Annotated in this window: 22 protein-coding genes; 12 read left to right on the top strand and 10 right to left on the bottom strand. The window is 72.1% G+C overall.

The genetic code is table 11. The annotated features are described in order from the left end of the window. Window positions 1–115 precede the first annotated feature (115 nt). Complete coding sequence (locus EXE50_RS03920; protein ID WP_137704539.1) at window positions 116–1,066, bottom strand: aminopeptidase; 951 nt, start codon at window positions 1,064–1,066, stop codon at window positions 116–118. Window positions 1,067–1,250: 184 nt separating this feature from the next. On the opposite strand from EXE50_RS03920, the gene EXE50_RS03915 reads away from it, so the two are divergent. Continuing rightward, window positions 1,251–2,318, top strand: a complete 1,068-nt coding sequence (locus EXE50_RS03915) for a type II glyceraldehyde-3-phosphate dehydrogenase (protein WP_137704414.1) — start codon at window positions 1,251–1,253, stop codon at window positions 2,316–2,318. 47 nt (window positions 2,319–2,365) lie between these two features. Here the strand turns inward: EXE50_RS03915 and EXE50_RS17310 are convergent, their stop codons facing one another. The 4 genes from EXE50_RS17310 to EXE50_RS03900 all read right to left on the bottom strand — a co-directional run bounded on the left by EXE50_RS17310 (window position 2,366) and on the right by EXE50_RS03900 (window position 6,540). Then, on the bottom strand, window positions 2,366–2,542 hold the full coding sequence (locus EXE50_RS17310; protein ID WP_006112147.1) for a hypothetical protein: 177 nt from the start codon (window positions 2,540–2,542) through the stop codon (window positions 2,366–2,368). 121 nt (window positions 2,543–2,663) lie between these two features. Beyond that, on the bottom strand, window positions 2,664–2,963 hold the full coding sequence (locus EXE50_RS03910; RefSeq protein ID WP_053772684.1) for a hypothetical protein: 300 nt from the start codon (window positions 2,961–2,963) through the stop codon (window positions 2,664–2,666). Between the two features lie 69 nt (window positions 2,964–3,032). Beyond that, entirely contained in the window at window positions 3,033–4,037 is a 1,005-nt protein-coding gene (locus tag EXE50_RS03905; protein ID WP_137704413.1) for a hypothetical protein, read from the bottom strand. Between the two features lie 79 nt (window positions 4,038–4,116). Beyond that, entirely contained in the window at window positions 4,117–6,540 is a 2,424-nt protein-coding gene (locus tag EXE50_RS03900) for a cation-translocating P-type ATPase (RefSeq protein WP_137704412.1), read from the bottom strand. Window positions 6,541–6,678: 138 nt separating this feature from the next. Here EXE50_RS03900 and EXE50_RS03895 point away from each other — a divergent pair, with 138 nt between their 5' ends. After that, window positions 6,679–7,041: a DUF5518 domain-containing protein gene (locus tag EXE50_RS03895; RefSeq protein WP_053772681.1), complete on the top strand. Its 363-nt coding sequence runs from the start codon at window positions 6,679–6,681 to the stop codon at window positions 7,039–7,041. Window positions 7,042–7,434: 393 nt separating this feature from the next. On the opposite strand, the gene EXE50_RS03890 is transcribed toward EXE50_RS03895, so the two are convergent. Together EXE50_RS03890 and EXE50_RS03885 are read right to left on the bottom strand one after the other, a co-directional pair. Then, window positions 7,435–7,908 carry a redoxin domain-containing protein gene (locus tag EXE50_RS03890; protein ID WP_137704411.1) on the bottom strand — a complete coding sequence of 158 codons (474 nt, stop codon included), beginning with the start codon at window positions 7,906–7,908 and terminating at the stop codon, window positions 7,435–7,437. Between the two features lie 91 nt (window positions 7,909–7,999). Further along, window positions 8,000–8,503 carry a DUF367 family protein gene (locus tag EXE50_RS03885; RefSeq protein WP_053772679.1) on the bottom strand — a complete coding sequence of 168 codons (504 nt, stop codon included), beginning with the start codon at window positions 8,501–8,503 and terminating at the stop codon, window positions 8,000–8,002. 471 nt (window positions 8,504–8,974) lie between these two features. Here EXE50_RS03885 and EXE50_RS03880 point away from each other — a divergent pair, with 471 nt between their 5' ends. From EXE50_RS03880 to EXE50_RS03870, 3 genes are all read left to right on the top strand, one after another. After that, the gene (locus EXE50_RS03880; protein ID WP_053772678.1) at window positions 8,975–9,730 is read left to right on the top strand and encodes a coenzyme F420-0:L-glutamate ligase; all 756 of its coding nucleotides are present in this window, start codon (window positions 8,975–8,977) and stop codon (window positions 9,728–9,730) included. Window positions 9,731–9,732: 2 nt separating this feature from the next. Continuing rightward, window positions 9,733–10,716 carry a 5,10-methylenetetrahydromethanopterin reductase gene (locus tag EXE50_RS03875; protein WP_053772677.1) on the top strand — a complete coding sequence of 328 codons (984 nt, stop codon included), beginning with the start codon at window positions 9,733–9,735 and terminating at the stop codon, window positions 10,714–10,716. A 240-nt stretch (window positions 10,717–10,956) separates the two neighbouring features. After that, the gene (locus EXE50_RS03870) at window positions 10,957–12,612 is read left to right on the top strand and encodes a methyl-accepting chemotaxis protein (protein WP_137704538.1); all 1,656 of its coding nucleotides are present in this window, start codon (window positions 10,957–10,959) and stop codon (window positions 12,610–12,612) included. A gap of 34 nt (window positions 12,613–12,646) precedes the next feature. Here EXE50_RS03870 and EXE50_RS03865 read toward each other — a convergent pair whose 3' ends face one another. Both EXE50_RS03865 and EXE50_RS03860 read right to left on the bottom strand, forming a co-directional pair. Continuing rightward, window positions 12,647–12,886: a hypothetical protein gene (locus tag EXE50_RS03865; protein WP_053772676.1), complete on the bottom strand. Its 240-nt coding sequence runs from the start codon at window positions 12,884–12,886 to the stop codon at window positions 12,647–12,649. Window positions 12,887–12,950: 64 nt separating this feature from the next. Then, the gene (locus EXE50_RS03860) at window positions 12,951–13,412 is read right to left on the bottom strand and encodes a DoxX family membrane protein (RefSeq protein ID WP_053772675.1); all 462 of its coding nucleotides are present in this window, start codon (window positions 13,410–13,412) and stop codon (window positions 12,951–12,953) included. A gap of 94 nt (window positions 13,413–13,506) precedes the next feature. Here EXE50_RS03860 and EXE50_RS03855 point away from each other — a divergent pair, with 94 nt between their 5' ends. From EXE50_RS03855 to EXE50_RS03825, 7 genes are all read left to right on the top strand, one after another. Next, window positions 13,507–15,405, top strand: coding sequence for a site-2 protease family protein (locus tag EXE50_RS03855; protein WP_137704410.1), 1,899 nt, complete (start codon window positions 13,507–13,509; stop codon window positions 15,403–15,405). Between the two features lie 37 nt (window positions 15,406–15,442). Then, entirely contained in the window at window positions 15,443–16,696 is a 1,254-nt protein-coding gene (locus tag EXE50_RS03850; protein WP_053772673.1) for a TIGR00300 family protein, read from the top strand. Beyond that, a complete protein-coding gene (locus EXE50_RS03845) occupies window positions 16,693–17,223 on the top strand; it encodes a GNAT family N-acetyltransferase (protein ID WP_053772672.1) in 531 nt (176 codons plus the stop codon). The genes EXE50_RS03850 and EXE50_RS03845 overlap by 4 nt, the downstream gene beginning before the upstream one ends. Window positions 17,224–17,303: 80 nt before the next feature. After that, window positions 17,304–18,293, top strand: a complete 990-nt coding sequence (locus EXE50_RS03840) for a Gfo/Idh/MocA family protein (protein ID WP_137704409.1) — start codon at window positions 17,304–17,306, stop codon at window positions 18,291–18,293. Window positions 18,294–18,362: 69 nt separating this feature from the next. Continuing rightward, complete coding sequence (locus EXE50_RS03835; protein ID WP_053772670.1) at window positions 18,363–18,785, top strand: universal stress protein; 423 nt, start codon at window positions 18,363–18,365, stop codon at window positions 18,783–18,785. Between the two features lie 138 nt (window positions 18,786–18,923). Beyond that, entirely contained in the window at window positions 18,924–19,796 is an 873-nt protein-coding gene (locus EXE50_RS03830) for a sulfurtransferase (protein WP_137704408.1), read from the top strand. Between the two features lie 76 nt (window positions 19,797–19,872). Continuing rightward, window positions 19,873–20,304 (top strand): universal stress protein, encoded by a 432-nt coding sequence (locus EXE50_RS03825; RefSeq protein WP_053772668.1) that lies wholly within the window; start codon window positions 19,873–19,875, stop codon window positions 20,302–20,304. Window positions 20,305–20,310: 6 nt separating this feature from the next. On the opposite strand, the gene EXE50_RS03820 is transcribed toward EXE50_RS03825, so the two are convergent. After that, window positions 20,311–21,516: an inorganic phosphate transporter gene (locus EXE50_RS03820; RefSeq protein WP_137704537.1), complete on the bottom strand. Its 1,206-nt coding sequence runs from the start codon at window positions 21,514–21,516 to the stop codon at window positions 20,311–20,313. Between the last annotated feature and the right edge of the window lie 93 nt (window positions 21,517–21,609).

Raw genomic sequence — 21,609 nt, 5'->3', positions numbered from 1 at the left:
TCCGAACCACCGAACTCCCTCGCGCGTGCGACCAGCGCCCTGCGGGCGCTCGTCGGCACGCGCCACCGCCTCGGTTATTTATAACCAACTAGTTAGATTCCCGCCTGAGGCCGTTTTACGTGCTCGGCAGGTCGATCGGCTCGCCGTCGGCGTAGACGGTCGGGTCCCGGATGATCCCGTCGAGGTGGAGCGGCGCGTCGATCTCGCCGCCGATCCCGGCGTTGTCACCGATCGCGATGTGGACGGTGCCGCCCGCCTTCTCGTCTAAGAGGACCGAGCCGACGAGCGCCTCGACGCCGCCGTTCGTGCCGATCCCCAGCTCCGCGAGGTTGTACGCCGCGTCGCCGACGTCCTCGGCCGCCGACTCCACGTCGGCGCGGATCGCGTCGTCGTCGATGTCGGTGACGAACCCGTCCTCGACCTCGAACGCGAGCGTCTGCCCCTCGTCGAGCAGGCCGTGGGGCATCATCGTCCCGTCGACGACGAACGTGCCGGTCGCTGTCTCGGGCGCGACGAACACCTCGCCGGCGGGGAGGTTCGAGAAGTCGCCCGGCTCGCGGACCATGCCCGTGTCGGCGAGCCACTCGCGGCCGCCGATCCCGAACGTGATGTCCGTGCCGGCGGGCGCGGTGACGCGGACCTCGTCGGCGTCGGCCACCTGGTCGAGCACGTCGTCGCAGGCGGCGTCGATGGCGGCGTAGTCGGCGTTGAGCCCGGTCGTGAACACGTCTTCGGTGATCCCCGGGAGCGTCGCGCCGCGCGCGCCGGCGTCGCAGGCGGCGCCGCGGGCGCGGGTGTGACTCAGGCTCTTTGTCGTCGGTGCGAGGAAGACGTCGGCCTCCCGCATCGCGGCCGCGACCGGCGCCGGCGGCTCCGTCCCGTGCTGGTCCGCGGGCGGGTACCGGAGGACCGTCGCGTCGTCGGTGACGGCGCTCGCGGCCGCGTAGAGCGCCTCGCCGATCGGCTCGCGCTCGTCGTCGGTGACGACGACGACGGACTCGTCGGAGGCGACGTTCAGACACTGTTCGACCGCGGTCGCCGCGGCGTCGGAGAGGTCGGCAGCCATGCCCGCGTCTCCGTCCGCCCGGGCGTTAGGCCTTGTCATCGGCGATTTTACTCTATTCCGTAATTGAATTATTTACGTCCGGTGCCGATCGGCGTCGAATTAACCGATCGATTACTCGTGGGGTAGTTAATTTCAATTTTCGAACCTCGAAAAGATTATACCGGTCCCCGAGCGAGGGACGCACATGATACGCGTGGGCGTCAACGGCTACGGCACGATCGGCAAGCGGGTCGCGGACGCCGTCGCGGCCCAGGCCGACATGGAGCTGATCGGCGTGACCAAGGCGTCGCCGGACTACGGCGTCGAGACCGCGTCCCGCCGCGGATACGACCTCTACGCGGCGGTCGAGGACCGCACCGACCGGTTCGCGGCCGCCGGCGTCGACCTGGCGGGGACCCTCGGCGACCTGCTCGACGCCGTCGACGTGATCGTCGACTGCGCCCCCTCCGGCGTCGGCGAGCGCAACGCGCCGGTCTACGAGGCCCACGACACGCCGGCGGTCTTTCAGGGCGGCGAGGACGCGGCCGTCGCCGACGCCTCGTTCAACGCCCGCGGCCGCTTCGAGGCCGCCCGCGGGGCCGACTCCGTCCGTGTCGTCTCCTGTAACACGACCGCGCTCTCGCGGCTGCTCGCGCCGCTTGACGAGACCTTCGGCGTCGAGAAGGCGCGCGTCACGCTCGTGCGCCGCGGCGGCGACCCGAACGAGACCGACCGCGGCCCGATAAACGACATCGTCCCCGACCCGGCGACGGTCCCCTCCCACCACGGCCCCGACGTGAACGAGATCCTCCCCGACGTGGCCGTCGACACCGCGGCGCTGAAGGCGCCGGTCACCGCGATGCACACCCACAGCGTCAACGTCACGCTGGCGACCGAGCCGGACCCGGCGGCCGTCCGCGACCTGCTCGCCGGCGAGAGCCGGATCTTCCTCATCCCCGAGGCCGCCGGCATCGACGGGGCCGGAGCGCTGAAGGACTACGCCGCCGACGCGGGCCGGCCCCGCGGCGACCTCTGGGAGAACTGCGTCTGGGAGGAGTCGATAAGCGTCACCGGCCGGGACCTCTACCTGTTCCAGAACGTCCACCAGGAGGCCGACGTGGTCCCCGAGAACGTGGACGCGGTCCGCGCGCTCGCGACCGACGTCGACGCGGCCGAGTCGGTCGCGCGGACGAACGAGACGCTCGGCGTCGGTCTCGACGGCCGGCACGGGGACGGCGAACTGCCCCGCACGGAACTCCCCGCCGACGACTGACGGGAGCGGGCGCTGAGTTCTTCTTCACTGCCGCCCGAAAGCGACTGTCACTCGGTCGGCCGCGTGACGAGGAACGTCCGCCCGCCCCGGCGTTCGAGGTGGACCTCGCTGCCGTCGACGCGGTTCGCCCGGACGCGGTCCGGGAGCCGGTCGGTTCGACAGTCGGTGACGTCCACGCGCGTCGGCGTCGCGTACCGCGGTCGGTCGGCGGTTACTGCGCTCATACCTCTCCCTCGGGCCGGAACGCCCCTATAACCGAGCCATCCCCGGAGTGAAAGTGAAAGTGGACAGCTCCGAACTGCTAGCGGGCGATTCGGGCACGGCGGCTCCGGGGTCCGCCTCCCCCTACCGACGGAGGCCGGTCGCCTCGTCGTCCTCGACGAACCGCACCGTGAAGTAGTCGTAGCCGCCGTATGCGGCGTCGAGCGCGCCCATCCACCAGTTCCAGCGCTCGACGAGCGAGGAGCCGTCCGGGGCGTCCTCCATGTGCCCGACCACCCCCGGCACGGTCAGCCCGTGACCGCGGTCCTCGGAGGGCCGCCCGGAGTCGACGAGGTCGCGGGCCGCCCGCGAGACGGCGCGCCGCTCCGCCTCGGTCCCCCCGAACTCGTCTTCGAGCGCGCGTTCCAGACGCTGTCTGTCCATGTCCGTGCTACGGTCCGCGAGTATATGAGTCGCGTGGTAGGGGGTGTCACGTCCGGTGTCGGGAGCGTCTCACAGGCGCGCGGCCAGCGCGAGAAACAGCAGGGAGAACGGGGCCGTGAGCAGCGCCAGCGCCACGCCGCCCGCGCCCTCGCCGGCCGCGACGGCCATCAGGAGCCCGACGACGAGCGAGAACGATCCCAGGACCGCGAGGGTGAGCCGCTCCGGGACGCTCGCGCGGTCCGGGCCGTCGCTCTCCGCCAGCACCGCGTCGAGCGCCGCCTCGACCTCGTCGGCGCGGTGGGTCGGGACGAACAGCCACGGCGTCGACCGGAACCACGCGTTCCCGCGGTACGCGAGCAGGAACAGCGTCGTCGACCGGAGGTCGACCCGCCGCGTCCGCACGACCGAGCCGAGGTCGTCGCTCCGGGTCCGGTCGTAGCTGGGGTACGTCCGCTCGACCGTCGCCGCCGCCGGGTCGAGTCGGACGGTCTTGCCCGACGACTGGACGACGGCCGGCACGAACCAGACGAGCCAGAACAGCGGCCAGAAGGCCGGAAGGAGGTCAGACGGGAGCGCCACCGCCGCCGCGGCGACCGCGCCGAGCCCGGCGAGCGTCCAGCCGGGCCGCAGCGCGCCCGCGGCCTCGCGCAGCCGGGAGACGGTCAGCTCGCTGACCGCGGTCTCGCGGTACCAGACGTACAGCGAGGGGACGGTGGCGACCACGAGCGCGAACAGGAACCCGACGCCGACGGCGGCCTCGGCGAGGCCGACGCTCGGCAGCGCGAACTCGCCGATCCCGGTGAGCACGGCGGCGACGACGGCCCCGATCCCGACGAGGACGGCGCCGGCGATCCCGCCCGTTGCGCCGGCCGCGAGCGACCTCAGCCGGTCGTACCGGACCGGTCCCCACTCGATCGCCTCGCGCCCGAGACCCCCGGTCGCGTCGGCGCCGTCGGTCGCGGCCGAGTCGTCGCGGCCGGCGGCCTCGTCGCGCTCGGCGTCCCCGACGGACTCGGAGGGCTCGACGGCGTCGACCGCGTCGGCCGCGGTCGCGGGTCCGCTCTCGGAGGGCATGCGCTCGCATTGCCGTCGAGCCGATAAAAATCGTGAGGCCGATCTCGCCGGCTCCCGCCGACCGGCGGCGCGCGCTCCGCTACGCGCCGGACTCGTCGGCGGGCGCGTCCGCCGCCGGCGGCTCCGCGGGCTCGACGTTGCCGAGGCGGAGCGCGTTGCCGGTGACGCCGAGGCTCATCCCCATGTCGCCGACGACCACCGCCATCGCGACGCTCACGTAGCCCAGCGGGGCGCCGGCCGCCAGGAGCGCCTTCACGACGAGGGAGGCGCCGATGTTCGTCCGGATCGTCGAGCTCGCGCGCGAGGAGAGGTCGACGACGTACGGCAGCCGCGTCAGGTCGTCGGCCATCAGCGCCACGTCGGCGGTCTCGATGGCGGTGTCGGTGCCGGCGGCGCCCATCGCGATCCCCACGTCCGCGGCCGCCAGCGCCGGCGCGTCGTTGATCCCGTCGCCGACCATCGCGGCGCCGCCCTCCGCATCGGCCGCGAGCTCGCGGACCGCGTCGACCTTCTCGTCCGGGAGCAGCTCCGCGCGGACCTCGTCGACGCCGACGCGCTCGCCGATGGCACGCGCGGTCCGGTCGTTGTCGCCGGTGAGCATCGCGACGCGGTCGACCCCGAGCTCGTGGAGCCGGTCGACGACCCACGCCGCCTCCGGGCGGACGGTGTCGGCGACCGCGATGACCCCCTCCAGCTCCGTCTCCGTCCCGACGAGGACGACGGTCTTCCCCTCCGCCTGGAGCCGGGGGATCGTCTCGCTCGCCAGGTCGAGGTACTGGCCGTGGTCGCAGGACTCGGGCTCGGTGACGCTCGCGCTCGCGCCGTCGGGGGCGTCGCCGTCCGCGTCGCGTCCGCGGACGACTCCGCCGTCGGGCCGGACGTGCGCGTGGCTCAGGTCGAAGCCGAGCTCCTCGAACAGGGAGGGCTTGCCGGCGTAGTGGGTCTCGCCGTCGAGGTCGGCGCGCACGCCCTCGCCGGTCAGCGCCTCGAAGCCGGTGACCGCGGTCGCGTCCTCGCCGTCGGGCGCGGCGCCCGCCTCCTCGCCGCGCGCGACGATCGCCGCCGCGACCGGGTGTTCGCTCCGGCGCTCGACGGCGGTCGCGCACGCCAGCACGTCGTCGGCCCCGCGGTCGCCGAGGGGCACCACGTCGGTCACCGACAGCTCCCCGCGCGTGAGCGTCCCGGTCTTGTCGAGCGCGACGGCGTCCACGTCGCCGGCGGCCTCCAGGTGCTCGCCGCCCTTGATCAGGACGCCGTTGCGCGCGGCCGCGGTCACGCCGGAGACGACGCTGACGGGCGTCGAGATGACGAACGCGCACGGGCACGCGACCACGAGCAGGGTGAGCCCGCGGACGAACCACGTCTCCGCGCCGCCGCCGAATAGGACCGGACCGAGCGCCGCAGTCGCGACCGCGAAGGTCACGACGATCGGCGTGTAGACGGCCGCGAAGCGGTCGACGAACCGCTCGGCGCGCGTCTCCTCGCCGTTGGCGGCCTCCACGAGCTCGACGACCCGCGCGATGGTCGACTCGCTCGCGGGCGCCGTCGCCTCGACCTCGAGGTAGCCGGCCTCGTTGATCGAGCCGGCGTACACCTCGTCGCCGGGCGCCTTCTCCGCGGGCACGGACTCGCCGGTGATCGGCGACTCGTCGACCGCGCCGGAGCCCTCGCGGACGACGCCGTCGAGCGGGACGCGCTCGCCCGGCCGCACCGCGAGCCGCTCGCCCGTCGCGACGCGCTCGGCGGGGACCGTCTCCTCGTCGCCGTCGCGGATCACGACCGCCTCGTCCGGCGACAGCTCCATCAGCTCGCGGAGGGAGGTGCGCGCCCGGTCGATCGAGTAGCGTTCGAGCAGCTCGGCGACCGAGAACAGCACCGCGAGCGTCGCCGCCTCGAACGGGAGGTCGACGAGCAGCGCGGCGACGACCCCGACGCTCATCAGGAGGTCGATGTCGAGGCTCAGGCCGCGCAGCGAGTAGAATCCGTTCCGCAGGATCGGCGGGCCGGCGACCGCGACCGCCAGCAGGTACGCGACGGACGCGCCGGTGACCGCCCACGGCCCGAGGAACCCCACGCCGCCGACCGTCGCGAACGTCGGGTCGAGCCCGGGGAGCAGCCACTCCAAGACGAGGCCGACCGCGAGGAACGCTCCGCCGACCGCGGTCGCGATCGCTCGGGGGCTCGTGAACAGGTCGTCGGCGACGCCGTCCGACTCCGCGTCCGCGACGGCGTAGCCGGCGCCCTCGACCGCGGCCGTCAGCGCCTCGACGTCCGTCAGGTCGGGGTCGTACGCGAGGACGACGACGCCCGTGGTCGGACGGGTGTCGACCGAGAGCACGCCCTCGCGGTCGAGCGCGCCCTCGACCTTCCCGGCGCACGATGAGCAGTCCATGTCCGGCACCGTGAGCCGGAGCCGCGCCTCGTCGGGCTCGTCCGTCGCCGCACCGGCGGGGCGGTCGGCCGGCTCGTCGTCGGGACCGTCCGCTTCGCGCGAGTCGCTCATTACCGACCGCTACCGCTCACAGGGTTATTAATCCAGCTAGCATTCTAACCGAGTCCGTTACCAAGAGTTATTAAATAAACGTGTGGAAGTAGCAATTTGACGAGGAAGTATTTACCTGCGGGTAGGCTACGCCGTCGCATGACCGACTGGCGCGCCGTGGGCTACGGGTTCGTCGTGATGCTGATCGCCGGGCTGCTCGCGACGTTCGCCCCCGTGGTGGGACACGCGGCCGCCGGCCTCGTCGGCGGCTTCGTCGCGGGGTACTTGGCCGGCGGCGGCCTGCTCTCCGGCTTCTGGCACGGGCTGCTGGCGGGGTCGGTGAGCGGGGTCGCGGTCACGCTGCTGCTCGCCCTGTTCGGCGGCCTCGTCGGCCTCGTGGGCGGCCCGGTCGGAAGCCTGCTCGGTGGCGCCGGCGTGCTGGTCGTCGGCCTGTTCCTCACGTTCCTGTTCGCCGTCGACTCGGCGCTCGCGGGCGCCATCGGCGGCGTGGTCGGCGACTGATCGGCGTTCTTCGAAACCGTTCGGCTTTGATGGGATCGGAAAGGGAAGTTACCTCATCGGCGCGCGCCTCCGAGCGCCCGATAGGGCGCGAGGAGCGTGCGCGAGGTCGCCAGCGCGTAGCGCCGGCTGCCAGAGAATCTCCGATTCTCGCTGGAGTCGGTCGCCGAGCGAAGCGACGGTGACCGACGAGGCTGGGGAGGCGTGAGGTGCGGTTGCGGTGTGGGACGTCCTCGCGGCTGGGGCTTAGGGGATGTTCCCCGTCGGTTCAGCAGTGGCTATTTAAAAATAAGCGGCTGTGGATTCAAAAGAACGCACCACTGCGGGTGCCTCGACATCGGATAAATAGAAGGCGGGAACGGTAGCGGAATCGACTGCTCCGCGACGGAGCGTTTATTAACCGCTCTCGACGGCGTCGAGGACCGCCTCGTAGTCGGGCTCGTTCGTCGGGTCGTCGGCGACCCAGTCGTAGACGATCTGCCCCTCGTCGTCGATCACGAACACCGCGCGGTTGGCGATACCGTGGAGACCCAGCTCCTCGATGTCGATCTCCAGCCCGTACGCTCGGATCGCGTCGCCGGCCATGTCGCTCACGAGGTCGAACTCGATCCCGTGCTCCTCGCGGAACGCGTCCTGCGAGAACGGCGAGTCGGCGCTGATCCCGAACAGGGTCGCGCCCGCGTCGTCGAAGGCGTCGGCGCGCTCCTGGAACGCGATCATCTCGTTCGTACACGGCGGCGTGAACGCGCCGGGGAAGAACGCGAGCACGACCGGCCCGTCGCCGATCCGCTCGTCGAGGTCGAACGGCTCGTGGTCGCTCGTGCCGACCGTCGCGGTGAACGTCGGTGCGTCGTCGCCCGTGGAAACCATCGCTCATCGGTACGGTCGAATCACGCAAAAGGCTTGTCGCGACCCCGTTCGGTGCCGGTATCGGAACCGCCGGCTCCGAGGCGAGCGGTCGCTACCCCCGGTCGAGGTACTCCTGCTGGACCGCGACGACCGCGGCCGAGTCCTCGCAGTCGGCGTACCGCCGGAGCGGCTCGGCGTTGAGTTCGAGGAACGTCTCGCCCCAGGTGAACTTCGCGAGGACGCGCTCCGCGTGGTCGCGCTCGCCGAGGATCGCGAGCGCGGCCGCGAACGCCTCGACCGTCGTGAGCCGCATCGGCCGCCCGAAGTTCACGGGGTTCGCGGCGACGAGGTACGGGAGCGCGCGGTGCTCGCCGGGGAGGGTGAACATCTTCTCGCCGGCCGACTCCCACGAGCAGTCGAGCGCGACGAGCGCGCTCTCTGCGGCCCGCTCGGCGTCCGCGGGCGAGAGCGCGCGCTCCGCGTGGGGGTTGAGCACGACCCCGTACGGCGTGGCCCGGTCCGAACGGTGGAGCTCGGCGAGGTCGAACCGCGAGAGCTTCCGGGCCGTACACTTGTCGGGGTCGTCGTCGCCCTCGTACCGGACGTGGAGGTCCACACCCCGGGTTCGGCGGAGTCGCGTATAAGCCGTGCGGACGGGGGCGGACGAGTGTGGACAGGTGCGGACGGGTGCGAACGGCTGCGGCGAAAAGTCAGCGAGACCGTGGCCCGCCGCCTCTCACGGGGCGCGGGTCCGCGTCACGAACGGGTCGTCGTCGTCGCTGTCGGCCGGGACACGCGTTCGCGTACCGATCGGTGCCGGATCGGCTTCAGTCGCTGATTCGCACATCGCGGCCGAGGGTCGTCAGTCACGGTACAAAACCGTTCGGCTGAATGACTCGTTATCGCTGTCATCACCTAATATACGTTTAACAAAACCACGTTACGTGCGGTACCGTGTCATTAGCGCCTGCTTCTCTGTCTGAACGTCGACATTGGTGACCGGGGATCCTCACACACCACGCCGCGGATACCGTCAAACCGGCCCGGTACCGGCGGGGTTTTTCCACGTCGCCGCGAAGGTGATCACATGGAGCTGTTCGCGGTTCCGGACCTCCCGGAGATCCGGGAGGGGGACGACCTGGCGGCCATGGTCGGCGAGCGCGTCGACCTCCGCGAGGACGACGTGGTCGTCGTCGCCAGCACGGTCGTCTCCAAGGCGGAGGGCCGCGTCTTCGAGCTCGACGACTTCCCGGCGAGCCCGCGCGCGAGGGAGGTGGCCGACAGGCTCGCCGAGATCACCGGCGAGGAGAAGGACCCGCGGTTCGCGCAGGCCGTCATCGAGGAGTCGACGGAGCTCGTGATGGAGGCGCCGTTCCTCCTCACCGCGACGCGCTTCGGCCACGTCGGCGTCAACGCCGGCATCGACCGGTCGAACGTCCCCGACGGCGACCTGCTGCTTCTCCCGGAGCGCCCCTCCGAGAGCGCGGCGCGGATCCGCCGGAGGCTCGCGGCCGACCGCGTCGTCGTCAGCGACACCTGCGGGCGCCCGTTCCGCCACGGGCAGCGCGGGGTCGCGATTGGGTGGGCCGGGATGCCCGCCAGCCGCGACTGGCGCGGCGAGTGCGACCGCGACGGCCGCGAGATGGGCGTCACCGTCCAGAACGTGGTCGACGAGCTCGCCGCGGCCGCCAACCTCGTCGCCGGCGAAGGCGCGGGCGGGACCCCCGTGGTCGTCGTCCGCGACTGGGAGTTCGGCGACCACGACGGCTCGGACAATCACTTCCGCGAGGTCGAGGGCGACTTCGTCCGCCAGGCCCTGCGGGAGTGGACGTTTCAGGAGTAACCATGCTCGGCATCGAACTCACCCCCGAACACGAGATGTCCCGCCTCGTCGACCTCGGCGTCCGCGCCGAGGAGGCCGGCTACGACGCCGTCTACTCGACGTGTCACTACAACAACCGCGACCCGTGGGCGTTCCTCTCGCGGCTCGCGGCCGCCACCGAGTCCGTCCGGCTCGGCCCCGGCGTCGCCAACCCCTACGAGACCCACCCTGTGACGCTCGCCTCGAAGGTCGCCACCCTCGACGAGGTCGCCGCGGGCCGCGCCGTCTTCGGCCTCGGGCCGGGCGACCCCTCGACGCTCTCGAACCTCGGTCTCGAAGACGAGCGGGGACTCCGGCCCGTCCTGGAGGCGTTCAAGACCGCCCAGAAGCTGTGGGCCGGCGAGCGCGTCGACCACGAGGGCGCCTTCGACGCCGCGGACGCGGGCCTCAACTACGAGCCGCCGCAGGGCGCTGACATCCCCGTCCACGTCGGCGGCGAGGGGCCGCACATGTGCAGGATGGCCGCGAAACACGCCGACGGACTGCTGTACAACGGGTCGCACCCGAAGGACCTTGCGTGGGCTCGCGACCAGGTCGACGACGGCCTCGACGACAGGCCGGACCACCGCGGCGAGTTCGACCTGATCGCGTACGCAGCGGTGTCGGTCGCCGACGAGGAGGCGGCCGCCCGCGAGGCCGCCCGCCCCCCGGTCGCGTTCATCGCCGCGGGCGCGGCGCCGCCCGTCCTGAAGCGCCACGGGATCGACCCGGACGCGGCGAGCGAGATCGGCGAGCGCGTCTCAGCCGGCGAGTTCTCGGCCGCCTTCGAGCGCGTGACGCCCGAGATGGTCGACGCGTTCTGTATGGCGGGCACGCCCGCGACCGTCCGCGAGCGCGCCGCCGCGGTCGCCGAGCACGCCGACGGCCTCGTCGTCGGGTCGCCGCTCGGCCCCGACCTGGAGGCCGCCGTCGACCTCGCGGCCGAGGCGGTCGACGGCCTCTTTTGAGACCTCGCGACGGGCTGTTCCGAGGCCCCGCGACGGCGCGCCCGCTCGCCGTTCGACCGTCCGCCGTTCGACCGGCGCCCGCCCGGTCCGCGGATTCTCGGCCCGTGATAATCGAGAATCGAACGTGATAACGCCGGCGGGAGGTTGATAACCCGGTCCCGTCGAGGTCCGGACATGTCCACGACACGGCAGCGCCGCCCCGGGATACGCGGGCGGTACGACGCCCTCCTCTGGCGGACGATGGACGGGCTCGGCGTCTCGGAATCGATAGAGCGCAAGATGGTCGCGGCCGTCGGCATCCAGTTCCTCGTCACCGTCGGTATCTTTCTCGCGCAGTTCGTCCTCTCCGGCACCGTCGCGTACGTCGTCTCCGGAGCGCTGTTCCTCGGGTCCGTCGTCGCCATCTACAACACGCTGCTCATCGTCCGCCGGGACCTCGTCGCTCCGATTCGGGGCTTAGAGCGTCAGGCCGAGGCGATCGCCGCGGGCGAGGTCGAGCGCGTCGACCGGGACGGCGCGGACGCCCTCGACCCGAGCCAGCCCGACGAGGTCGGGAGCCTCGTGGCCGCGTTCGGCGAGGTCCACGGCTACCTCGCGACCGTCTCGGCGCAGGCCGAGGCGCTCGCCGCGCAGGAGTTCGACGACCCGGCGCTCGACGAGGACGTGCCCGGGTCGTTCGGCGACTCGCTCGACGAGATGGCCGAGAACCTCGCCGCCTACACGACCGAGCTGGAGGCGCTCGTCGACGCCTTCGCCGACGCCGCCGAGCGCGCGCAGAACGGCGACCTGACGGCGACCATCGACGAGGACGCGCTGGCGACCGACGAGGACCGGTACGCGGAGCTCGTCGACAACTACAACCGGCTCGTCGCGACGCTCGGCGAGACGGTCGGCGACGTGGGCGCGTTCACCGCGGACGTGGCCGGCACCGCGGACGACGTGCGCGCGAGCATGGACGAGGTCGAAGACGCGAGCGGCGACGTCGCCGGATCGGTCGGAGAGATCTCCGACGGCGCGGCCGAGCAGACCGACGAGCTGGAGGCGATCGCGGGCGAGATGAACACGCTGTCGGCGACCGTCGAGGAGATCGCCGCCTCGGCTGACGACGCCGCCGAGACGGCCCGCGACGCGGCCGACCGCGGTCGCTCCGGGCGCGAGGAGGCGGCCGAGGCGATCGCCGAGCTCGAGACCCTGGAGAGCCGGATCGGCGAGACCGCGGCCGCCGTCACCGACCTCGCGGAGCGGGTCGGTGAGATCGACGAGATCGCGGCCGTGATTGACGAGATCGCGGAGGAAACCAACCTGCTCGCGCTGAACGCCTCGATCGAGGCGGCCCGCGCCGACGGCTCCGGCGACGGGTTCGCGGTCGTCGCCGACGAGGTGAAGTCGCTCGCCGAGGAGACCCGGGAGTCCGCCGCGGAGATCTCCGGGCGCATCGAGGCGGTCCAGGAGGCGTCCGCCGAGACCGCGGCCGACGCCGAGGCGATGGAGGCGCAGGTCGCCGAGGGCGTCGAGACCATCGAGTCGACGCTGCGGGAGTTCGAGGGGGTCGTCGAGGACGTGACGACCGTCGACGAGACGGTCCAGGAGATCAGCGACGCGACCGACGACCAGGCGCGCACGACCCAGGAGGTCGTCGATATGGTCGACGGGGTCGCGTCCGTGAGCCGGCAGACCGCGACCGAGGCCGAGACTGTCGCTGCCGCGGCCGAGGAGCAGACCGCGACCGTTTCGGAGGTGACGGAGCGGGTCCACACGCTCTCGGAGCAGTCCGACGAGCTGCTCGCGCGGCTGAACGAGTTCGAGGTGCCGGACGGCGCGGGGGAGGGCGGGATCGCGACCGGGACTCCGGCGGACGCCGCCGCGACTCGGTCGGCGCCGGGCGACGACGACTGACGGATTCCCGGCCGGGCCGACCGTGTGTTCGTTTCTATTCCGAGCGGCCGCGACCGCCGAGCGAGGGCAGGTCGACGCCGATCTCGCCGAGCAGCGCGCCGGCCGCCGCGTATCCGAGCGCGCCGACGGAGGCGACGATCAGCACCTGTCCGACGAGGACGAGGAGCGCTGACAACGGGTCGCCCGCGCCGAGGATCAGGTCGTTCAGGAAGATGTCGACGAACCGGCCGACGTCGCCGACCAGCCGCGAGACGAAGTCGATGAGCGCGATCATGGACCACGGTTGGACCGGGGGGTACTTGGGTGTTGAGTTCGCGGCGGCGCCTCTCGCGCGCGCCTCACGCCTCCGCCGCCGTCAACTCGGCCTCGTCGGCGCGCGCGTAGCGCAGCGCCCACCCGATCAGCACGCCCTGAAACGGCAGCCGGACCAACGCCGCGAGCCGGGCCGGCGCGACGAGCGGCTCCGGGACGAGGTCGTTCAGCGTCTCGCTCCGGGCGAGGTGGACGTTCGCGGGGAACACCGCGACGAGGAGGGCGACGATCCCCCACGCCGAGACGCGTCGCGTCCGCGGGATCGCGACGCCGATCCCGAGGAGTATCTCGACGACCCCGGAGAGGTAGACCAGCCCGACCGGCCGCGGGAACGACGGCGGGACCGCCTCGGCGAAGCGCTCCGGGATCAGGAAGTGCGCGATCCCGGCGACGACGTACGTCGCGCCCATCAGCGGCGCGAGCGACCGCTCGGCTTCGACGGGGGCGTCCGGTTCGGTCTCGGCGCGCGTTCGGTCTGCGTCGGTCATACCGCGACACACGAGCGGGAGGCGTATCAGTCCTCGCCGCCGGGGGTTCCTGGAACCGAACCCCTTACGAACGGGCGAACCGTACCGGGTCGTAATGAACACGCTGTTCTGGGTGCTCACCGGGGTCCTCGCCTACTCCGCGGTCGCGATGTGGCTGCGGAACGAGGGTGTCCTCCCGGACGCGTTCAGGGTCTCCGGTCCGGTGTTGACCCTCCGGACGCTCCGCGGGCGCGCCTTCCTCGGCCGACTGGCCGCGCCGAAGCGGTTCTGGCGCGCGGTCGCCAACCTCGGGCTCGGGGGCGCCCTGGTGGCGATGGTGGCGTCGTTCGCGCTCATCCTCTCGTCGGCTCGGTCGGCGTTCACCAACGCGCAGCCCTCGGCGATCCAGCAGCCGCAGAACTTCCTCATCATCCCCGGGGTCAACGACTTCCTCCCCCTCTCCGTCGCGCCCGAGATCGTCGCCGGGCTCGCCGGCGCGATGGTCGTCCACGAGGGCGCGCACGGGCTCCTCTGCCGGGTCGAGGACATCGACATCGAGTCGATGGGACTGGTCTTCTTCGCGCTGCTCCCGGTCGGCGCGTTCGTCGAGCCGGACGAGGAGGCGACGCAGGAGGCCTCCCGCGGCGCCCGCGCCCGGATGTTCGCGGCCGGCGTCACCGCGAACACGGTCCTGACGATCGTCGTCTTCGCGCTCCTGTTCGGGCCCGTCGTCGGCGCCATCTCGCCCGCGCCCGGCTACGCGGTCGGCGAGGTGAACCCCGGCTCGCCGGCGGCCGCCGCCGACCTCTCGCAGGGCGACCGGATCGTCGAGGTGGCGGGCGCGCCGGTCGAGACGAGCGCCGAGTTCGAGGCCGCGATCGCCGACGCCGGCGAGTCCGTCGCGCTCACCGTCGACGACGGCGACGCCCGCGAGACAGTGACAGTCGACCGCGAGCTACAGGTGGTCGGCTCCGCCGGCGGCAACCCATTGGGCGTCATGATCGAGGGATCGCCCGTCACGATCGCAGCCGTCAACGGCGAGTCCGTCGCGACCGAGTCGGCGTTCTACGACGCGGTCGGCGGCGACGAGCGTGCGACGCTCACCGTGACCGGCAACGCGAGCGTCCTCGACCAGGTCCGCGACGCGCCGGGCGCCGAGAACGCCTCCGGCGTCGAGACCGCGGACGGCGAGGGGGCCGTCACCGTCCCCGACGTGCCGATCGGCGCGTACGTCGTCGGCGTCCAGGAGGACGGCCCGATCCACGACGCGGGCGCGGCGCTCGGCGAGCCGCTGACGATCGTCTCGGTGGACGGCGAGCGCGTCGTCGACAACGGGGCGCTCTCGGCCGTCCTCGGCGAGCGCGACCCGGGCGAGACCGTCCCGGTCACCGTCTACGACGCGGACGGCGAGCAGGCGACGTACGACGTGGAGCTCGACCCCCATCCGAGCCGCGACGGCGGCTTCATCGGCGTCAGCGTCTTCCCCGGGACGAGCGGGCTCGCGCTCGACGACGTGGGCGTCACCGAGTACCCCGCCGGCGCCTACCTCGAACTGCTCGGCGGCGACGGCGGCGAGGCCGCCGACGGGGTCCCGCTCGGCGGGGTCACCCAGTCCCCGCTCGGCCTCGTGTTCGTCGCGCTCATCCTCCCGCTCGGCAGCCTCTTCGGGCTCCCGTTCAACTTCGCGGGGTTCACCGGCGACCTGACCAACTTCTTCGTCGTCGAGGGGCCGCTCGCGGCGCTCGGCGGCGGGACCTTCCTGCTCGCGAACCTCCTCTTCTGGTCGGGGTGGATCAACATCCAGCTGGCGCTTTTCAACTGCCTGCCCGCGTTCCCGCTCGACGGCGGTCGCATCCTCCGGATGGTCGCCGAGGCCGTGATCAGCCGGGTCCCGATCAGCGACCGGCACGCCGCGGTGCGGACGATCACGGTCTCGTCCGGGCTCGTCATGCTCGGCGGCCTGATCGCGATGATCTTCGGCAACCAGATCCTCACCGCGCTCGGCTTGATCTGAGGGAAACCGGTTTCCCCGCCGGGCGCGACGCCTCCGTATGACCCACTCGCGGACCGTCGAACTCGAAGGTCACATCATCGACAGCGGGACGATGCAGCGCTGCTTCGGCGCGGTGATGGACCTCGGCGGCTCCTTCGACGTCGAGCGGTTCGACGTCGGGAAACACGAGACCGAGGAGTCGCACTGCCGGCTGACAGTCTCCGCGGACGACCCCGAGACGCTGCGGGACATCCTCCACGAGCTCCACCAGAACGGCGCGGTGCTCGAAGACCCCTCCGAGGTGGAGCTCGTCGCGGCGCCCGCGGACAGGGTCGTCCCGCCGAACTTCTACTCGACGACGAACCACCCGACGGAGGTGCTGTACGACGGCGAGTGGATCGACGTCGAGCGGATCGAGATGGACTGCGCCCTGGTGGTCGACCCCGAGCCGGGGGCGGACGCCGGCGAGGGCGCGCGCGCCTACACCAAGACCCTCAACGCCGTCAAGGAGGGGGACCTCGTCGCGACCGACCAGTCCGGGATCCGGGTGAACCCGCCCGAACGCCCCCGGAGGGGCGGCGGCGCGTTCGGGTTCATGCAGGGCGGCGTCTCCGCGGAGCGCCCCTCGGAGTCGACGATCCGCGAGGTCGCCGAGGAACTGCGCGCGGTGAAAGACGAGGGCGGCGACGTGATGGTCGTCGCGGGGCCGGCCGTGATCCACTCCGGCGCGGGCGACGCGCTCGCCGACCTCGTCGCCGCGGGCTACGTGGACGCGCTCTCGGCCGGCAACGGGTTCGCCACCCACGACCTGGAGCGGTCCATCTACGGCACCTCGCTCGGGATGAACGTCGAGACGCTCGAACACCCGCGGAAGGGCCACAAACACCACATCTGGACCATCTCCGAGATAATCCGGGTGGGCGGCATCGAGGCCGCCGTGGCGGAGGGAATCGTCACGGAGGGGGTGATGTACGAGTGCGTCGAGAACGACGTCGACACCGTCCTCGCGGGGTCGGTCCGCGACGACGGCCCGCTCCCAGATACAATCACCGACGCGGTCGAGGCGCAGGACGCGATCCGCGAGCAGGCCCACGAGGCCGACCTCGTGATCATGCTCGCCACGCTGCTCCACTCCGTCGCGGTCGGCAACTGCCTCCCCTCGACGACGAAGACCGTCTGCGTCGACATCGACCCCGCCACCGTCACCCAACTGCTCGACCGCGGCTCGGCGCAGGCGATCGGGATGGTCACCGACATCGGCACGTTCGTCCCGACGCTCGCGGAGTTCGTGCTGGAGGGGGACGACGCGTGACCACCGAGATCCGACCCTACGACCACGAGCGCGACGCCGACGGCCTGTACGAACTGAAGGCCGCCTTCGAGCGCGGCCTGGGCGAGAACACCGGCGGCGACGGGAAGGCGGCCGCCTACGAGGGGAAACTCACGGACGCCTACCGCGAGCGCTGGCTCGACTGGGTCGACCGCTGCGTCGCGGACGACGACCGGTGCGTGACCGTCGCGGTCGAGGGGGAGGGCGAGAGCGGGACGGCGGGCGACGCCGCCCTCGTCGGCTACGCCTTCGTGCTCCCCGAGCGACTGTCGATGGTCTGGGACGCCGCGGTGCTGAACGAGCTGTTCGTCGCCCCCGAGCACCGCGGGACCGGCGTCGCCGACGACCTGCTGGACGCCGCGCTCGCGGTCGCCGCCGATCAGGACCTCCCGCTCGACCGGCTGGTCCTCGACGTCGACCCCGCGAACGAGCGCGCGAAGGGGTTCTACGACCGCCGCGGCTTCGAGCCGTGGGGGGAGATGGTCGCGAGACCGCTGGACGACGCCTGAAGGTCGGCCCGGTTCGGATCCGCCGCCGCGTCCCGTCCGACTCCCGAAGCTACAAGCGCGCCCGCCCGTTTTCGACGCCCGTGATACAGATCGGGATCGTCGGCTGCGGCGTGATCGGGAACCGCCTCGCGGCCGCGATAGACGACCACGACCGGTACGAACTGGCGGCCGCCTGCGACCTCGACCCCGACCGCGCGGCGTCGCTCGCGGCCGACCACGGCACCGACCGCACCGCGACGACGACCGACCACGCCGCGCTCGTCGAGACCGACGGCCTCGACGCGGTGTACGTCGGCGTGCCGCCGCTCGCGCACCGCGAGGTGGTCGCCGACGCGCTCGCGGCCGGTAGGCACGTGATCTGCGAGAAGCCCATCGCGGCCGACGCGGAGACGGGGCGCGAACTCGTCTCGCTCGCCGCGGAGACCGACCGCGTCACGGCCGTGAACCTCCCGTTCCGCTACACGCCCGGCTTCGTCCGCCTGCGGGAGGCGGTCGCCGCGGGCGAGGTCGGCGACCCCCGCCGCGTCGAACTCCGGTTCCGGTTCCCGCGGTGGCCCCGCGAGTGGCAGGACGTCGCCTGGCTGAAGTCGCGCGAGCAGGGCGGCCCGCTGCGCGAGGTCGGGACCCACTTCCTGTTCGGCGTCCAGGAGCTGTTCGGCCCGATCGAGACCGTCTCAGCCGACGTGGGCTACTCGGGCCCGGACGCCTACGAGGACGACGTGGTCGGGACCTTCCGGGCCGACGGCGTTCGGGGGACGATCGACCTCCTCTGCGACCACGACGGCGAGGAGGAGAACAGCGTCACGGTCGTCGGCGACGGGGCGTCGCTGTCGCTGACGGAGTGGTATCGGCTCGTCCGAGACCGCGGGCGCGAGGGCGAGGAGACGCTCGTCGACGAACGGGGCGACACCGTGCGCGCGCTCCTGACGGAGTTCGCGGGCGCCGTCGACGGCGACGGCGGCGACCTCGTCTCGTTCGCCGAGGCGACGCGCGTTCAGGAGGTCCTCGACGCGGTCCACGCGTCGGACGGCGACCGCGTTCGCCCGGGGACGGGCGGCGACGCGCCGTAGGTCGCCCGCGGAGTCGCGGCCCGGGAACGCCCGACAGGAATTATGTGTCCCTCGGGCCGATCCGTACGTATGAGCTACCTCGTTGCGACCGACGGGTCGACGGAGAGCGACGAAGCCGTCCGGTACGCGGCGCGGCAGGCGGTCGCGTTCTACGAGACGCTCGAGATCGCCCACGTCCTGACGCCGGACTCGGAGCTGGTCGACGGCACGATCGTCCTCCCGGGCGAGGAGGCCGCCGTCGAGGCCGGGCAGGGCGTCTTAGAGAGCGCCCGGAGCATCGCCGAGGAGGCGGCCGACGAGCCGATCACCGTGGAGACGCAGCTCCTCACGGGCCGTCCGGCGGACGCGATCACCGAGTACGCGGCCGAGGAGCCGGTCGACGCGATCTACGTCGGCCACCGCGGGCTCTCGGAGGAGCGCGAACAGGTCGTCGGCAGCGTCGCGAAGAGCATCGTCGACAAGGCCGACGTGCCCGTGACGGTGATCCGGTAGCTGTCGACCGAGAGAAACGAACAGGGGCCCGCGAACCGTCCGAAATCCGGCGTTTCGATCGACTGCCGGCCGTCACAGGCGCCGGAAAGAACCGCCATTATCGGACGTTCAAAACGGCCTTCCGCCTTACTAGGGGTGATGGCAGACGACGTACTCGTCACGGCGGACTGGGTGGAAGAGCACCTGGACGACTTCCAGAGCGACGACTCGGACCTGCGGCTCGTCGAGATCAACAACCCGACCGTCACCGACGAGTCGGAGTACACGCCCTACGAGGAGGGGCACATCCCCGGGGCGCTGAACTTCGAGTGGGACGAGGTCTTCACCGACGAGACGGAGCGCGACATCGTCTCGAAGGAGGACTTCGCGGCCCGGAACGGCGAGGGCGGCATCGATGCCGACACGACGGTCGTCGTGTACGGGGGCGGCCGCGTCCCGAACTGGTTCGCGCTGTTCGGCTACTGGATCTACAAGTACTACGGTCACGACGACATCCGCGTGATCGACGGCGGGAAGGGCTACTGGGTCGACAACGACTACCCGCTCTCGACCGAGGCGCCCGACTTCACGCCTCGCGAGTACGAGGCCCGCGGTCCCTTCGAGAGCGTCCGCGCCTACAAGGACGACATCGACAAGGCGATCGAGGAGGGGATCCCGATGGTCGACGTGCGCTCCCCCGAGGAGTTCTCCGGCGCGGTCATCGCCCCGGAGGGCCTCGACGAGACCGCCCAGCGCGGCGGCCACATCCCCGGCGCGAGCAACGTCCCGATCGGCACCACGCTGAACGAGGACGGCACGTTCAAGAGCGCGGACGAGCTCCGCGAGCTGTACAGCGACGCCGGCGTCGACGGCGACGAGTCGACGATCACCTACTGCCGCGTCGGCGAGCGCTCGTCGATCGAGTGGTTCCTCCTCCACGAGCTGCTCGGCTACGACGACGTCCGCAACTACGACGGCTCGTGGACCGAGTGGGGCAACCTCGTCGGCGCGCCGATCGAGACCGGCGAGTAACCGACGCCGTCGGTCCCCCGCGCCGTCCCGCGCGACCGATCACCGGCGATATGTGTCCGGGGGCGTAAGGCGTCGCATGGCACCGTCTCACGTCCTCGTCCCGCTCGACGGGTCGCCGCTCGCCGCCGACGCGCTCGACGACGCGCTCGAACTCTTCGACTGTCGAGTGACCGTCCTGAACGTGGTGACCCCGCTCGACGCGCCGATGAGCGAGGGCGGGATCCTCGGCGCCGACGAGGACCGCCGCGAGAGCGCGCGCGACCGGGCCGACCGCATCGTCGACCGAGCGACGGACCGCGCCGCCGAGAGCGACCGCCGCGTCGAGACGGCGGTCCGGACGGGCGACCCGGCGGCGGCGATCCTGGAGTACGTCGACGCCCACGACGTCGACCGGATCGTCATGGGCGGCCACGGCGGCGAGCGCGGCCGCGTCGCGAGGCGGCTGCTCGGCACCGTCGCGACGAGCGTGGTCGGCGAGGCCCCCGTGACCGTGACGGTCGTGCGCTGAAGCCGCTTACCCGCCCAGCACCGCGGCGAAGGCCGCGTACAGGCCGTACCCGATCGCGATCGACGCCACGAGCGTGATTCCCCAGAAGAGGAGCGTGACGCCGATCTTCCGCCGTGAGACGCCCGCTGACCCCCCGGCGAGCCCGCCGCCGATGACCCCGGAGATGATGATGTTGTTGAACGAGATGGGGATCCCGAGCCCGATGGCCAGCTGCGCGATGATGAACCCGGGGACCAGCGCGGCGATCGACCGCCGAGCGCCGAGCTGCGCGTACTCGCGCGAGGTCGCCTGGAGCAGCTTCGGCGCGCCCATCCACGCCCCCGCGAGGATACCGGCGGCCCCGAGCGAGAGCAGCACGATACCCGGCAGTCCGAGCTCGACGCCGTAGAGGTTCTCGAGCGGACCGGTCGCCAGGCCGACCTGACTGCCGCCGCTGGAGAAGGCGACGACGCTCCCGAGGACGAGGAGGAACGTCCGGATGCCGTCCTCGACCGACGCCTGCGTTCGCCGGCGGACGGCGACGAACCACCCCGCGGCCGCGAGCAGCGTCACGAGCGCCGCCACGGGGTCGACGCCGAGGAGCGTCGGCGCGCCGACTTGGCGCGCGACGAACCCCGCGACGGAGCTCTGGGCCGCCTCCGGGGGCGAGGGGATGACGCCCAGCCGGACGTTGGCGACGATCCCGCCGACGACGGCCGCGAGCAGCGGGACCCCGACCGTCTCCGGGATGTCATCGCGCCGGAGGAGGGTTGCGGTGAGGTAGGCGAGCCCGCCGGAGACGGGCGGCACGAGCGCCCAGAAGAGCCCGATGCGTCGGTAGGTTTCGAGGGCGGGGTCGCCCCCGAGCGAGAGCCCGACGCCGACCATCGCGCCCGTCGTCGCGAACGCCGCCGGGACCGGGTAGCCGGTGTAGACGCCGAAGGCCATGAACCCGGTGGCGGTGAGCAGTCCCGCCGTCGCCGCCAGCGAGGTGATCTGGACGCCGTCGATCAGTCCCGCGCCGACGGTCTCGGAGATGGCCCCGCCCTGCGTGAGCGCCCCGAGGGCGGCGAGGATCCCGATGAGGAAGGCCGCCCGCATCGTCGAGATGGCGTTGGCGCCGATCGCCGGGGCGAACGGCGGCGAGTTGCTGTTCGCGCCGAGGGCCCACGCGGTAGCGAGGCTGGTTAGCGTCGCGAGGGCGACGAGGACCCAGAAGCCGACGCCGACCACGCTCACGCGCCTCCCTCCGCGCGGGATCGATCCATGTCACTCGGTCCGACGGCGGCGTCGGCTAAATAATCCCCGTCGGACGGGCGTCGGCCG

Source organism: Halorubrum sp. ARQ200 (assembly GCF_005435115.1).
GTDB classification, from domain to species: Archaea; Halobacteriota; Halobacteria; order Halobacteriales; family Haloferacaceae; genus Halorubrum; species Halorubrum tropicale.
Note: the sequence above shows the minus strand (reverse complement) of the source record. Positions and strands in the feature narration are given on the sequence as shown.

Coding starts and splice junctions, on each gene's coding strand:
- EXE50_RS03920 (WP_137704539.1), bottom strand. CDS start 1,066: ATGGCTGCCGACCTCTCCGACGCCGCGGCGACCGCGGTCGAACAGTGT.
- EXE50_RS03900 (WP_137704412.1), bottom strand. CDS start 6,540: ATGAGCGACTCGCGCGAAGCGGACGGTCCCGACGACGAGCCGGCCGAC.
- EXE50_RS03865 (WP_053772676.1), bottom strand. CDS start 12,886: ATGATCGCGCTCATCGACTTCGTCTCGCGGCTGGTCGGCGACGTCGGC.
- EXE50_RS03860 (WP_053772675.1), bottom strand. CDS start 13,412: ATGACCGACGCAGACCGAACGCGCGCCGAGACCGAACCGGACGCCCCC.
- EXE50_RS03835 (WP_053772670.1), top strand. CDS start 18,363: ATGAGCTACCTCGTTGCGACCGACGGGTCGACGGAGAGCGACGAAGCC.
- EXE50_RS03850 (WP_053772673.1), top strand. CDS start 15,443: ATGACCCACTCGCGGACCGTCGAACTCGAAGGTCACATCATCGACAGC.
- EXE50_RS03890 (WP_137704411.1), bottom strand. CDS start 7,908: ATGGTTTCCACGGGCGACGACGCACCGACGTTCACCGCGACGGTCGGC.
- EXE50_RS03830 (WP_137704408.1), top strand. CDS start 18,924: ATGGCAGACGACGTACTCGTCACGGCGGACTGGGTGGAAGAGCACCTG.
- EXE50_RS03880 (WP_053772678.1), top strand. CDS start 8,975: ATGGAGCTGTTCGCGGTTCCGGACCTCCCGGAGATCCGGGAGGGGGAC.
- EXE50_RS03875 (WP_053772677.1), top strand. CDS start 9,733: ATGCTCGGCATCGAACTCACCCCCGAACACGAGATGTCCCGCCTCGTC.
- EXE50_RS03915 (WP_137704414.1), top strand. CDS start 1,251: ATGATACGCGTGGGCGTCAACGGCTACGGCACGATCGGCAAGCGGGTC.
- EXE50_RS03905 (WP_137704413.1), bottom strand. CDS start 4,037: ATGCCCTCCGAGAGCGGACCCGCGACCGCGGCCGACGCGGTCGACGCC.
- EXE50_RS03910 (WP_053772684.1), bottom strand. CDS start 2,963: ATGGACAGACAGCGTCTGGAACGCGCGCTCGAAGACGAGTTCGGGGGG.
- EXE50_RS03870 (WP_137704538.1), top strand. CDS start 10,957: ATGGACGGGCTCGGCGTCTCGGAATCGATAGAGCGCAAGATGGTCGCG.
- EXE50_RS03855 (WP_137704410.1), top strand. CDS start 13,507: ATGAACACGCTGTTCTGGGTGCTCACCGGGGTCCTCGCCTACTCCGCG.
- EXE50_RS17310 (WP_006112147.1), bottom strand. CDS start 2,542: ATGAGCGCAGTAACCGCCGACCGACCGCGGTACGCGACGCCGACGCGC.
- EXE50_RS03895 (WP_053772681.1), top strand. CDS start 6,679: ATGACCGACTGGCGCGCCGTGGGCTACGGGTTCGTCGTGATGCTGATC.
- EXE50_RS03825 (WP_053772668.1), top strand. CDS start 19,873: ATGGCACCGTCTCACGTCCTCGTCCCGCTCGACGGGTCGCCGCTCGCC.